The 14,266-nt window shown below is 71.8% G+C and carries 7 protein-coding genes; all 7 read right to left on the minus strand.

All coding sequences use genetic code 11. The features are described from left to right. Positions 1–33: 33 nt before the first annotated feature. The 7 genes from H9633_RS04345 to H9633_RS04375 all read right to left on the minus strand — a co-directional run bounded on the left by H9633_RS04345 (position 34) and on the right by H9633_RS04375 (position 14,230). The gene (locus H9633_RS04345; RefSeq protein ID WP_191712211.1) at positions 34–6,135 is read right to left on the minus strand and encodes an Ig-like domain-containing protein; all 6,102 of its coding nucleotides are present in this window, start codon (positions 6,133–6,135) and stop codon (positions 34–36) included. Positions 6,136–6,259: 124 nt separating this feature from the next. After that, positions 6,260–6,838 (minus strand): hypothetical protein, encoded by a 579-nt coding sequence (locus tag H9633_RS04350; protein WP_191712212.1) that lies wholly within the window; start codon positions 6,836–6,838, stop codon positions 6,260–6,262. A 1-nt stretch (position 6,839) separates the two neighbouring features. After that, positions 6,840–7,667, minus strand: coding sequence for a PP2C family protein-serine/threonine phosphatase (locus H9633_RS04355; protein ID WP_191712213.1), 828 nt, complete (start codon positions 7,665–7,667; stop codon positions 6,840–6,842). Continuing rightward, entirely contained in the window at positions 7,664–9,361 is a 1,698-nt protein-coding gene (locus tag H9633_RS04360; RefSeq protein WP_191712214.1) for a DUF5684 domain-containing protein, read from the minus strand. The genes H9633_RS04355 and H9633_RS04360 overlap by 4 nt, the downstream gene beginning before the upstream one ends. Continuing rightward, complete coding sequence (locus tag H9633_RS04365; RefSeq protein WP_191712215.1) at positions 9,358–11,898, minus strand: transglutaminase domain-containing protein; 2,541 nt, start codon at positions 11,896–11,898, stop codon at positions 9,358–9,360. Before H9633_RS04365 ends, H9633_RS04360 begins: the two co-directional genes overlap by 4 nt. Beyond that, positions 11,895–13,268: a DUF58 domain-containing protein gene (locus H9633_RS13235; protein ID WP_191712216.1), complete on the minus strand. Its 1,374-nt coding sequence runs from the start codon at positions 13,266–13,268 to the stop codon at positions 11,895–11,897. Before H9633_RS13235 ends, H9633_RS04365 begins: the two co-directional genes overlap by 4 nt. Then, a complete protein-coding gene (locus tag H9633_RS04375) occupies positions 13,265–14,230 on the minus strand; it encodes an AAA family ATPase (protein WP_191712217.1) in 966 nt (321 codons plus the stop codon). Before H9633_RS04375 ends, H9633_RS13235 begins: the two co-directional genes overlap by 4 nt. Positions 14,231–14,266: the final 36 nt, after the last annotated feature.

A 14,266-nucleotide genomic window follows, 5' to 3' on the forward strand; every position in this document is an offset into this window, starting at 1 on the left:
TGTCGAGGTCTGGGCGGGCGAGGTTCTGGTCCGTCAGTAGAACGTGCCGTAGGCGTTGCCCGGGTTGCCGCCCTTGATGACGAGCTGCTTGTCGTTGGAGTATCCCGAGTAGCACTGCAGCTGCTTGCTGCCACCGGAGGGGATGTCGACGGGGAAGCCGGCGTTGTTGCCGAGGAGCCTGCCGCTGACACGGCACTCGATGTTGTAGCTGCCGCCCTTGAAGTACTGGTTGGTCGACACCTTGAAGTAGTGACATGCCCCGCCGCCGACCGCGGTGCATCCGGGCACCACGGAGCCCGCAGAAAGCCATGCCTTCGGCGTGGTGTCCGGCTTCGGACCGGAGGTCGCGCTGTAGGTGGGCGATTCCGCGGAGCCGCCCTCGGACGCGGTCGCTCGCACCCTGATGGTGTGCTGCGTGCTGTACGTGTTGCCGACGATCCTGCTGCCGCTCGTGGCGACCTGCTGCCAGCCGCCGCCGTCCACGCTGATGTACGTGGTGATGGGTCGGCCGTTGTCCGATCCCCCGGCGTTCCAGGTGACCTCGACCGACCGGTCACCCGATGCTCTCGCGGATCCGGTCGGCGCGAACGGCGCCCCGAACGGGGTCACGGAGTTCGACGCGGTGGACGGCCCGGTGTTGGACTGCTGCCCGCCGACCACCGAGTAGGCACGCACCCGCACCGTGTAGGGGGTGCCGTTGTTCGCGGGGATGTTCGAGCGCCCGTCCCAGGCCTGCCACGCCTGCGAGTTGAGCTGGTACTGGTAGCGCATCTCCCCCTCGGAGGCGCCGTTGCGGGCGGCCTCCGTCATGGTGAAGGTGACCGCGATCGCCCGGTCCTTCGGCGTCGCGCTGACGCTCGACGGTGCACCCGGCTGGCCGAACGCGCGCTGCGGAGCCGACTGCGGCCCCAGCTGGCCCCACTGCGGTGCCTTGTTCTTCGCTCGCACGGCGTACGTGTAATCGGCCGTGCTCGTGGGCACCCGCACGGTCTGCGACGTTGCCGTGCCCGTCGTCGTCCGCGACACCTCGGCACCACCGCGGTAGGTCACGAGCTCGTACTGCTCGATCGGGGCGCCGTTCGTGTCGGGCTGGGCCCAGCTGACGGTCATCTGCGCCTCGGAGCCGACCGACGGAGCGCTGCTCACGCTGGGCGCCGCGACGGCCGCCGGCGGGCCGGCGGGGATCTCGGCCGCCGAGTAGATGCTCCAGCCGGAGGGGTCGGGCGCCCGGTTGTGCGCCTGGATGCGCACGCTGTAGCTCGTGCCGTTCTCGAGCCCCTCCCAGCGCAGGGAGGTGCCGGTGACGCCGGTCTTCTGTCCCATCCCCGAAGGCGGGGTGGGCGAGATCTCGAGGGTGTACGACTCCACCGGCGACCCGCTCGACGTCGGCGTCGTCCACGTCACGTCGAGCGCGCGGTCGCCGAACTTCAGCTTCGGCGGCAGGGGCGTGTCGGGGCGGGTGTCAGGACGGGCGATGTCGGATGCCGGTGACGCCGGGCCCTCGCCGACGCGGTTCGTCGCGGTCACCGCGAAGGTGTACTCGACGTTGTTGGTGAGCCCGTCGAGCGTGCACGTCGTCGATGCGCACGCCTTCGTGTACGGGTTGCCCGAGACCGACTTCACGGTGTACCCGCTGATCTCGGCGCCGTTGTTCGAGGGCGCCGACCAGTTGAGCACGACGGTGCGGTCCTCGACCGTCGTCACCGTCGGCCGTCCGGGTGCGTCGGGGATGCCCTGCACGGTCACCGTGATGCGGCCGTCGACTTCGCGGTCGGGGTCCTTGGTGGCGTCTTGAACGCGGTATCGCACCACCATCACGCCGACGAATGACTTGCTCGACGTGATCTCGACGCCCTCGCCGGCGACCTTCGCTCGCCCCTCACCGCTCTCGACGGTCGCCGAGAGGATCTTGAGCGCCTTGCCCTCGGCCTGGAACGGGTTGATGTCGTTGGCCAGCGCGGGCACGGTGATCGTCTCGCCCTGGTCGGCTTCGTCGACCGAGTCGGGGCTCGCCACGGCGAGCGAGCGGGTCGACGCCGTCACCGCCACCTGCACCGTGCCCTGCACGGGCTCGGTGGTGCCGTCGGTCACGCTGATGCCGACCGTGGCCGTCGTGCCCTTGGGCGTGTCGGACCCCGTCTCGGCATACAGCGTGGTGCCGTCGATGCGCGCATCGATGCCCTTGCCCGGCTTCGACGTCACCGAGAAGCGCAGCTTGCCCGCATCCTTCGGATCGGGATCCGTCGCAAGGCCCGACAGGTCGAGCGCGGTCGCCTTCTCGCCGGGTGCGATCTGCATCTCGGCGCTGCCCAGCGTCGGCGGCTGGTTGTCGGGCGGCAGCACGGTGATGGGGATCGTCAGCGTGGACTTGCGCCCGCTCGGGTCGTCCGGCCCTTCTCCGTCGGTCACCTCGAACGTCAGCGCGTCCTCGCCGAAGAAGCGGTCCTTCGAGGTGTACACCAGGGTCGTGGTGTCTTTGATCAGCGAGTCGCCGTTCGTGAACGAGGCGCTCACCTTGGAGGCCTCGGTCAGACGCACCGTGCCGCCGCCCGCGACGACGACGTACTTGTCGAGCGGGATCTCCTTGGTCTCGCCGCTCTTCACCTCGAGCGGCTTGGTCGACTTCAGCCGCGGACGCAGCTCACTCAGCGCGGGTACGAAGATGAACGCCGACGAGCTGAGCTCGTCCTGGTCGGTGATCACGTAGCGGATCAGCTGGCGCTGCTCGCCCACGGTCACGCGGACCTTGCCGTCGTCGAGCATCCGCGCGCCGTCCTCCAGCGTCACGTCGACGCCTTCGATGGTGCCGTCGGGATCCTCGTCGTTGCGGAGGATGTCGAGATCGACGGTCAGATCCTCCTCGACGTCCTCGACCTGCACGCGGTCGTCGCGCGCGATCGGGTTCATCAGCGGGACGTCCTCATCGACCTTCACGAAGATCGCGGCGGTCGTGCGCGCGCCCTTCGCATCACTGATCGTGTACTGCAGCGAGGTCTCCAGCGCCCTGTCCGGCACGACGATGACGACCCGGTCACCGGAGATCTTCGCCGACATGCCCTCCACGTCGGGGGGCAGCGTCAAGCCCGACTTGACGAGACCGATCTGATCGCCCTCGGGGTCGGAGTCGTTCGCGAGGACGGGTACGGCGACGGAGCGGCCGGGACGCACCACGACCGAGTCGTTCACCGCGTACGGCGCCTGGTTGGTCGCCTCCGGAGGAGCGATGCCCACGCGGATGGTCGCCCGACCCTCCGCGCCGAGGCGATCGCGGACACGGTAGCTCAGGGTGTCGACGCCCTTCGCGTCGTCGTACGCCTCGTAGGTCAGATAGTTCGCGCCCTGCTCGACGATGCGGCCCTTGAGCGGTGCGCTGTCCACGCCGATCAGCTCGACCGAGTCGCCGTCGGCATCGAGCCCGTCGAGCGGCACCGGGATGTTGATCTTCGACCCCGCCAGGGTGCGGGCCGTCAGGTCGCGTGGGCGCGGTGCCGCGTTGGTGCCGTCCTCATCGACCGGCAGCACCTGCACGGCGATGTACGCCCCGGCCTTCTGGCCTCGGGAGTCCACGGCTTCGTAGGTGATGTAGACCGTGCCCGGATTCTCACTCGCCCGGAAGCGCACGGTGTCCTGGGAGACGAAGGCCTCGCCGTCTTCCGGTTCGACCAGCGGCTCGACCAGGTCGGGAGCGACGTGCAGCTTGTCACCGCTGGGGTGGACGTCGTTGTCGAGCACCGGGATCGTCACGACGTCACCGGCGCGCACGACGGCCTCGTCGTCCTTGGCGACCGGGGCGAGCAGCTTGGTCGGTGCGGGAATCGGGATGACGACCACGTCGGCCTCCGCCGAACCGCTGCCGTTCGAGATCCGGTAGGTGACGCGCACCGGCTCCTCGAGACCGCCCTGATCGCTGATCCGCAGCGTCTCGTGATTGAGGACCGAGACGTTCAGTCCGCTGCTGGGCGGAACGGTGACGGACTGCACGACCAGCACGCCGCCGGCTGGATCGCTGTCGTTGCCCAGCACGCCCACGAGCGCCTCGCTGCCGCTGGGGAGCATGGCGACGTCGCGCACCGCCACGGGCGGCAGCTCGCTCTGCTGCTTGTCGAGCACATCGACCCGCACGATGCCCTTCGCCGGCTTGGGGCCCGCCGTGGCCAGATACTGCACGTAGTAGGTGCCGGCCGCCTGCGCCTTGAACGAGAACTTGCGGTTGGCGTAGTCGCGGTCGATCTCGGCGCCCGGGGTGTCTTCGACGCGGGCCAGGCGAAGCTGCTCCCGACCCGAGCTCGTGTCGTTCGCCAGCGGCGACACGGTCACCGACTCCCCCACGCGGGTGACCACGTGGTCGGCATTGGTGACCGGGTTCGTCGACCCCTCCGGTTTGACGTCGAGCAGGATCCTGCCTTCGGTGCCCTTGCCCATGGCATCCGACACCAGAACGGTGATCTCCTTGCGCCCCTGCAGGCTGGCCACGGCGCGGTAGGTGATCTTGCCGTCGGTGGTGAACTCGACCTCGTCGCCGTCGGCCGCCACCACGCCGCTCAGATACAGATCATCGCCGTCGGGGTCGCTCCAGTCGGGCAGCACGTTGTACGAGACGGTGCCGCCGACTTCGACGGCGAGCTTGCTGGCTCGCTTCGGCCGCGGTGCGCCGTTGGTCTTCTCGTCATGCACCGAGAGCGTGACGATCGCGGTGTCCTTGCCGCCACGGCCGTCCTCGATCTCGTACTCGAACGACGCGGTTCCCGTCGCGTCGTCGGGGACGGAGATCTGCAGGGCCGCGCCGTTGAGGATCGGACGCACCTCGCCCACCGACGGCTGCTTGCCCACGAGAGAGGCGACGAGCACATCGCCGTCGGGGTCGTTGTCGTTGTCGAGCACGGGCAGCAGGGTCGTGCCGCCGGGACGCACACCGAGATCGGGGTCGTCCTCCGCGGTGGGAGGGGTGTTCTCCTCCTTGCGGTCGGGGAGCGAGGTCTCGACCGTCTCCTGGGAGGTGTTCTCGTCGTCTTCGCTGTCGCCCTCCGGCGGCACCAGCACGCTCCAGTCGTCGACGCGCTGCAGGCTCTTGTTCGCCAGCCACGCGGCGCCGCCGACGATGTCGTTGAGCACGATGACGTCGCGGTTGACGCGGAACGTCAGCGATCCGGCATCCTCCGCTCCGGGGATCGTCTCCTTCACATCCAGGGAATCGCCGGAGCAGTCCCGGATGAAGGTCGCCGAGATCGCCCACGCACCGTAGGTGCAGCCGCGCAGCTGCACGGGGACGGCCGGGGTGCCGGTGCCGTCGGCCGGGGTCTCGACCGGCTCGCCGCCGTCGAGCGGCACCTGCACAAGCGCGGTGGGCGTGGCGAGGGCGACGGCGTCGGACTGCGCGGATGCCTGCTGCAGCACGGCGTCGGCGGCCTGATCGATCTCGGTGCGGAACCCGCCAGGTGTGGTCAGGATGCCGGCCGCCGCGTCGAGCACGACCGGCGTCGAGCCCACGGCGGTGATGCTCGGCGTCTTGCTGACGTCGATCTCGCCGACCGACTGGGACGTCGGCTCCTGGGGCAGCCCGTCCGGGTCGACCGGGACCTCGACGACCTCGCCGCGCTCACCAGACAGGGCGAAGACGGTGCCGTCACGCCCGACTGTCACATCGGCGCCCTTGCCCAGCTCGGCGGTCGGGTCGGCCGCCTTGATGTCGAAGCCCGACAGCGCCTTCGCCGCGGTCACCCACAGATCGCCGGATTTCTGGTCGAGGATCGCGACGGTCTTGGCGCCGAGCGCGACCTTGGCGCTGCCAGGCACCGACGCGCTGTCGCTCAGCGCCATCCGCGCCGGGTCGACCGCGGTGAGCGTGCCGGCGCCCTCGTCGGCCACCAGCACCGTGCCGCCGTCCTGCAGGATGTCGTAGTCCTCGCTGGCGGCGCGCATTCCGCCGTCGAGCACCGTGGATTCGTGGTTGAAGTGCCCCACGAGGAAACTCGACGACTTGGTGAGCCAGACGCCGGCATCGTTGAGATCGACTTTCGTCGTGGGCAGCCCGTCGTACGCCACAGCCATGGTCGTCAGCGCCACCGCGCCGATCACCACACCGGCCACGGATGCTGCGGCCTTCGGCCGAGACCGCACCCACGACAGTGCCTTCATGCGTTTCCCCCGGATTCACAACTGGTCCGCCCCGCGTCACCGCGTGGCGGGCATACCGGAACATCCTAACCGCGGCGTGATCCGCTCCCCATGGGGAGAGATACCCATCCGGCGGCCTCAGCCGTCAGCTCAGCAGCGCGACGACCAGGCCCACGAGACCGGCCATCGAGACCACGCACGCGACGCCGACTGCGGTCACCGCGATCGCACTCGACCGTCGATCCCGCCGGACGACGGACGCCAGGACGGCATCGGTGTCGCGCGTCGGCGCCCTAGCGCCGACCACCGCCGGCGGCCTGGACGGCGCGACCGGAGCCGAACGCGGCTTGTAGATGGCGGGAGCCGCGTCGCCCGGACGGCGTCGGGGCGACGCGGCGATCGTGTCGGCCGTCGACGGGTCGTCCTCGGTGGGGGCGGGCCGAGACCGCACGACGATCGTGTCGGCGGCCGCCGGGTCGAGGTCGGATGCCTCGGATCCGGCGCGCAAGGCCTGCGCCCCCAGGCCGGGCCGCCGGTCGACGACCACCGTGCGCTCGTCCGCATCGTCGCGGAGGATCACGACCGTGCGCTCGTCCGCATCGTCGTCCGAGAGCGCAGACGCTCCCGCGTCGGGCGCATCCGGCCGCGCATCGACGTCGCGCCCGCGGCGCGCGCGGCGGGTCAGCTCGCCGGCGGCCGCCGCGTCGGGGTCGTGTGCGCCCATGTCAGCGTCGCCTGCGCACGGGAACGGTGGTGCTCTCGAGCATCGAGTCGGTGCGCGGCACCGACGACATGCGGCTGTCGGTCGCACCGTCCGATGCTCCCGCCGCACCGCCGGCGACCACATCGATCACGATCACCGAGATGTTGTCCCGACCACCGGCCTCCTTCGCGCGGCGCACCAGCGCCTCGGCGGCCGTCTCCGGCCGCCCGCACATGGTCAGCGTCGCGCGGATGCTCTCGTCGCTGATCTCGCCGCTGAGCCCGTCCGAGCAGATCAGCAGCCGCTCGCCGTCGACCACGGGCACGAGCCAGCTGTCCGCGACGCTGTCGGCGGCGCCGACCGCTCGGGTGATGACGTTGCGCTGGGAGAAGTCGGCCAGGTTCTCGGGTCGCAGCTCGCCGGCATCCACCAGCGCCTGCCCGAGGGAGTGGTCGACGGTCAGCTGGTCGAGGGTCGATCCGCGGTGCCGGTACACGCGGGAGTCGCCGACGTTGAAGACCAGCCAGTGCGGTGCGCCGTCGTGTTCGACCAGCGCCGCAGCCGCGACCGTGCTTCCCGCCCCGCGGGCGTGCTGCGCCGAGATCGCCGATACCGTCTCGTTCGCGCGGGCCAGGGCGGCACCGATCAGCTCGGTCGATACGGGCGATCCGACCAGCGGCGCGAACGCCTCGACGATCGCGGCGCTGGCCTTGTCGCCGGCTTCGTGCCCGCCCATCCCGTCGGCCACGAGGAACACCGGCGACTCGGCGAGCACCGCATCCTCGTTGATCGCCCGCTTCAGACCCACGTCGGTGAGGGCGGCGACGTTGAGCACGACACCCGTCGTCACGCGCCGGACTCCACGGCCACGTGCATCCCGACCTCACCGAGGATGAAGCGCCCGGCGCCGATCACGCTCTCCCCGGGATCGAGCAGCGTCTCGGCACCGTCGTCGGCCACGACGACGACGCCGTTCGTGGAGCGCAGGTCGGTGAGGCGCCACTCGTCGCCCTGGACGACGAGGCGCGCGTGCGTCTTCGACAGCGTGCGCGTCCGGTCGGGGATCGGCAGTCGCTGCTCGCCCGGCTGGCCCTCGGGGTTGCGGCCGATCACGATGCTCGTCGCCGACAGCGCGAAGCGTCGACCGTCGTCGAGCACGAGCACGCGTCGCGCCCCGCGTCGACGGGAGACGACGACCGTGGCGTCGAACTCCTCGTCCTCGTCTGCGGTGGGTGCGGGTGCCGGGATGCCAGCCGGCGGGGCGGCCGCGGCCGGCGGCGCCGGGCGCACCTGCGCTGCCAGGTCGGCCCGGGTGACCGGAGGAGAAGCCGCACCCGCCGGCGGCGCGAACGGCGAGTCGGCGTCTCCGGCGCGCCGCACAGCCGGCGGGGCGTCGACGGTGTCGGCCGTCGCGGCGTCGGAGGCTGCCGTGGAATCCTCACCTGGCGCGGCCGGGGCAGCGGGTGCCGGGTGCACGAGAGGCGCAGCCTCGGCATCCGGAAGGGCGGCACGGGCGGATTCCGCAGTCGGCTGATGCAGGAGGCGCGCCGACGCGCGCGTCTGCGGGGCGTCGACGGACGCTGCCGCGTCCCCGGGAGCGGGTAGGTCAGTCGAATCCGTCGTGTCCACCGCGGCCGGAGCGGCCGACACGGCCGGGCGCGCGGGAGCGGGAGGCGGTGCCGGTGCGGCGGGAGCCGACGCGGCGGGCACCGCGGGAGCGGACTCGATCGGCGACATCGCCGTGGCGGGCGGAGGCGGAGGGGGGCCCGTGACCCCTGGCTGTCCCGAGGTCCACGGCACAGACTCGATCAGAGCCGCCGAGCCGCTGCCGCGCTCGGGATCCTGCGGGCGAGCAGCGCGATCAGCCGGAGCAGCCGAGGAGTCCGGGGACGCCGGAGGAGCGGCCGTAGGCGCAGGCTCGAGAGGAGGTGCGAGGGGCGGAATGACCGATGCCGCGTGAGCGGGCATCGCGGCGACGCCGGCCGCCGTTCCCCGATCCCCCGGCTCTGTGCGCGCGGGAGGCGCGACCGGCCCTGGCGGCAGGATCGGCGGGGCCAGGTAGCCGTGCGAGTCGACCGGTCCGGCATCCGCGGGCTTGCGAAGCGGGCCCGGCCGGATGCCCGCCAGCCGATCACCCTCGGGGTAGGGCGGCGGCCCGGCGACGAGCACGGTCGCCCATGCCGGAGGCAGCAGCACGGCCAGCACGGTCATGCCCGCCCCGCGGTCGAATCGCTGATTGATGCGGTGCACCGCGAGGATCTTCACGAACAGTCCGTACAGCTGCACGATCGGGATGAACAGCAGCACGGCGTTCCAGGCGGGCTTGCCACCCAGGGTGAGGATCGTCGCCTCGTTGAGGACGGGGATCCAGCCCTTCCAGCCCTCCTCGCCGAGCCGGGTGAACAGCTTCGAGAGGGCGATGGCGTACCAGATGTACACGCCCAGACCCACGATGAGATAGGCCGCGATCACGACGAGCGTCGGCACCGGCATCCCGCCCCCGGCCGCTGTCTCGAACGACCGCGGATCTGCGAGCGCATTCATGCGTCCTCCTCCTGCCGGCGTGCGCCGGCCACTGTGAGCGTATCGAGCAGGCGGCTGCGAATCGAAAGCGCCGGGGTCCGGCGCGGGCGGATCCGCTCGAGGAGCGATCGCATCCGCAGACGGGTGCGAAGCCGCCGCCACCGTCGATCACCGCGGCCGATGTCCGAGCGCTCGCGGTCGACGATCGCCCACGCGGCCGAGGCGTCGGTGTCGGCGGGCGGATGCGGCGAGAAGACCCCCGCGTCGACGAGTCGGGCGAGCTCCTCGGCCGCCGGCCGCCCCGACGACTGCGCCCGCTGCACGCGCGTGCCGCCGCCCGGCATCGCCACCCCGTGGTCGACGTACAGGTCGACCAGATCCTCCCAGGCGCCGACGAGACGGATCTCGGCGTCGCCGGCTGTGCGTCGAGCGCGCCGACGCACGACCTTCGCGACGAGCAGGGTGAGCAGCGGCAGGGCGAGCAGCAGCAGCGCGAGCAGACCGATCGCGATCGCGCGGAGCGCGGGCAGGAACCCGCCGAGCAGCGGCGGATCTCTCTGGTCGAGGGGAGCCGCATCGGCCTGCGCGTCGTTCTGCGCCTGGGGCGGGTCCAGCGCTTCGCTGCGCGGCTGCTCGGGAACAGTCGGATGCTGGGGAAGCTGCTCGCCCTCGGTGATGGTACTGGGCAGCACCGCGAACTGCGGCGTCACGTCGACAGCGACCCACTCGGCACCCGGAGCGCGCACCTCCACCCACGCGCTCATGCTGGCGCCGGTGCAGGTCTCGGTGCAGGAGGCGATGCCGGGCACCTCGTCGGTGGTGCCGAGGCGCGCGCCCATGACGACCCGCGACTCGAGGCCCCAGTACCGGGCCAGCAGAGCCGCGGCGGCAGCGAACTGCTCGTCGTCGCCCACCGCCGAGACGAGCATCTCCGGCGGGGCGTCCGAGCCCACCTTCGCCTCCTGCCGTCGCAGTGCCGCGAACACCTCCTCGACGCGGGCCGAGGAGTGCCCGGCGTAGCTGGCGGCGAAGGAGTAGCCCTCCGAGCCCAGGGCAGCGATCCAGCCGGCCGCGGCCGCGTCGTCGAGCAGGGCGTGGCTGAGGTAGCCGCGCGAGCGGAGCCGATCGATCAGCTCGAGATACCCTGCACCGGTGCGCGGCTGCTCCTGGAGCTGAGCCCAGTCGACGAGCTCGGAGTACGCCTCGGCATCCAGCAGCGACGGCCCGCCCTGCGCCGTCGAGAGGTCGTCGCGATCTCCGCCGGCAGCCGCTGCGAGCACGGTGTAGCGATCCCCCGGCGCCAGTCCTCTGCCGCCCTCCGGCGCCTCCGCGATCGTGATGGCCGAGTCGCCGCCGTCGTCGATGTGGAAGCCGTCGGCCAGCGCGTCGGCACGGGGCCCCGAGAACGTCGGGGCCACGATGAGCTCGCCGGGCACCGGGGTCCAGATGCCGCGGTACGCGTCGCCGATCGTGATCGTCAGCTCGGCGCGGTCCTGCCCCGGCGCGCTCGTGCGCGGCAGCCGACTGAAGCGCGCGTCGGGTGAGACGTGGAAGTCCTGTCCGTCGTACCGGTCGAGCGTGACCAGCCGGATGCGATCGATGGCGCCCACGTCGCCCTCGATGCTCAGCACCGTCTCGTCGAGACGGTCGCCGGCGAACCACGACCGGTACGACGCGAGCGGGCTCGGCTGCTCGCGCACGACGACCATCGGGTCCACGGCATCGCGAAGCACCGAGCGTTCCGACCAGTCGGCCGCCGCGGGCGCCACGAGCGCACCCGCGGCGAGCGCGGCGACCACGAGAGAGCCGGCGAGCAGACGCCGGCGCACGGCGGGCCAGATCGGGGTGCCGCGCCGTGCCACGCCACGAGCGGCGACGGCGCGCAGCGCCGCTGCCCGCTGCAGCCGGGATCGTCCGACCAGCCAGGCGAGGGATGCGATGAAGAGCACGGCCCCGAGGGTCAGCTCCCGAGGCGCCGGGATCGTGACCGGCCCCAGGATCAGGGCGGGGCTCGGCGCCGAGACGCCGAAGGCTGTGCCGAACACGCCCATCGCCGCGACCACGACGACCGCCGCCGCGGCGCGGCGGCCGGGGTGCAGGGCCAGGAGGGTCGCGACGAACGCGCCGAACAGGCTGACGACCAGCAGGGGCACGAGCACCGCCTGGTACTCACCGAGCGGCGGCGCGAGGGTGAGGATCTGCTTCCAGCCGACGACGACGCCGAGCACCGCGTCGCACAGTCCGGCGAGGAACGCCGGAGCGGACCTCAGCCCGGAGGGCACGGCCAGGGGCACGGCGAGCACGAGGTAGCTGCTCACCACCGCGACGCCGCCGAGCACGGGGCCGAGGCGACGCGCGCGCACGAGCACGCCCAGCCCGATGCCGGCCAGGCCTCCCACCGCGGCCACGGCGATCGCCCGCGACGACTCGTACACGGGCCACGCGCCGGCCGCCGTCACGGCCACGCCGACGAGCACGTAGCCGAGACCCCACAGGGTCAGCGCTCGCGAGCGCGGCGGCCGACGGCGAGGCCGCGCGGCGGCATCCGTCCTGCTCATCGCAGCGCTCCCCTCGCCAGCATCTTCGGCAGGTCGCCCAGTGCGCCGAGAGTGAGCACGGAGAGCTCGCGCGCGTTGCGCAGCGTGGGCTCCGCGCCCAGCTCGCTGCGCACGGCGACGGCCCCCACCGCGGCGGGCAGCCGCACGGCGGCATGCCGCAGCCGGCCTGTCGGCATCCTCGATCCGGTGAGCAGGAAGGCGATCGAGAGATCGGGGTACGCCTGGGCGGTCAGGGCGGTGACGGCCTCGAGGCGCATCACGTCGTCGGCGAGGTCGACCGTCGAGGTGCCGTCGAGCAGCGCCCGGGGGGTGAGGGTCGAGAGCGTTCTGATCGACTGCGTCGTCGTGGCGCCGTGCTCGGAGACGATCCCGCTGACGGCGAACAGCACGTCGCGGCCCTCGAACACGCCCTGCAGCGCGAGAGACGCGGCGGCGCTGACGGTGTTCTCGAACTCGTCGTCGCCGTCGTACGAGTCGGCCGCGAGATCGAGCAGGACGGCGATGCGCGCGTGGCGCGACTCCTCGTACTGCCGCACCATCAGGCGGCCGGTCTTGGCGGTCGACTTCCAGTGCACGTGCCGCTGCGAGTCGCCGACCACGTACTCGCGCACGGCGTGGAACGAGAGGTCCGCGTCGACGAGCGTGCTGCTGGGTGTGCCCTCGAGGTCGCGGATGAGCCCGGCCGCGGTGCTGGGGATCGCGACGGTCACCGGATGCACGTGGATGCGCTGCACTTCTGGCCAGCTGAGCTCGCGGCGCAGCAGGCCGATCGGGTCTGCGCGGGTGATGGTCATCGGGCCGACGTCGATCACCCCGCGACGGTGCGCGCCGATCGTCAGCTCTTCGCGGTGCTGCGCACCGGGTCGCAGCAGGGGCACGTGCGCTTCGATCAGGCCGTCGCCGACGGGCACGTCGACGACGCCCGGCAGCGACAGGCGCGCGCCCTCGTTGCGCACGTCGAGAGTCGCCGCGATCTCGGATCCGGCCACCACGCGGTCCCGGTCGAGCACGAGCCCGATGCGGTGATCGTTCGCTCCGAGCACGAACGGGATGCAGAGCACGAGCAGCGCGAGCGAGACGGCGGCGACCGCCCACGCCTCCACCCAGCCGAATGCCCGTCCTGCGGCCACGCCGAGCACGAGCGCGACCACGACGAGCGCCCCGGCCGCGGTCACGGTCTCGTGCACCCACGCACCGACGGCGCGGCCCGCGCGGCCGAGGGCGCGCAGGGTCCTGCGAGCGCCGGACACCGCGCCGCGGACAGCACCGCGCTGCGTCGTCGTGGAGTATCGCGTGACGGTCGAGGTGCGGGTCGACGTGCTCGTGCGCGCCGCCGCCCTGGTGATCCGCGATTCGGTGCTGAAGCTCACGCAGTGCCGTTCTCACGCGGGGGATCGACGTCGAGCAGGATCTGGCCGATGACCGCGATGGCGGTGACGCCGTCGAACTCCGCCTCGGGCTCGAGCACCAGGCGGTGGGCGAGGGCCACCACGGCGAGCTCGCGCACGTCATCGGGGGTGACGAAGGTGCGTCCGTTCTTCGCGGCCCACGTCATCACGAGCCGGGACAGGGCGAGCGCGCCGCGCACGCTGACGCCCAGGCGCACCTCGGATGCCCGTCGGGTCGCGTCGACGATGCGCATGATGTAGTCGGAGATGAGCGGGTTCACGTACACGCCCCTGGCGATCTCGCCCATCGTGAGCAGCGTGTCGGTGCCGACGAGCGGTGCGAGCTTCTTCTGCGGCTCGGGTGCCGCCTGCAGGATCCGCATGGTGGCCGCGTCGTCGGGGTAGCCGATCGAGGTCTTGATCATGAAGCGGTCGAGCTGCGCCTCGGGCAGCCGGTACGTGCCGCCCTGCTCGATCGGGTTCTGCGTGGCCAGCACGAGGAACGGCGAGCCGACCTCACGGCTGACGCCGTCGACCGTGACCGTGCCCTCCTCCATCACCTCGAGCAGGGCGGACTGCGTCTTCGGGCTCGCCCGGTTGATCTCGTCGGCGAGCACGATGTTGGCGAACACCGGACCGGCGTGGAACTCGAACTCGCCCGCTTTCTGGTCGTACACCGTGATGCCGGTCACATCACCCGGCAGGAGGTCGGGCGTGAACTGGATCCGGGTGCTCGTGCCCGTGATCGTCTGTCCGATCGAGCGCGCGAGCGCGGTCTTCCCCGTGCCCGGGAAGTCCTCCAGCAGCACGTGTCCTCCGGTCACCGCCGTCGCGAGCACGAGCTCGATCACGTGCCGCTTGCCGAGAATCGCCTGCTCGACGTTCTCGGCGAGGAGCGAGAACGTCTCGGCGAACCAGGAGGCCTGTTCGGGGGCGATGGTCATGGAGCATCCTCTCGAAGGGGGCGGGCGACGCGGGCA

Origin of the sequence: Microbacterium commune (assembly GCF_014836945.1) — a bacterium.
GTDB classification, from domain to species: Bacteria; Actinomycetota; Actinomycetes; order Actinomycetales; family Microbacteriaceae; genus Microbacterium; species Microbacterium commune.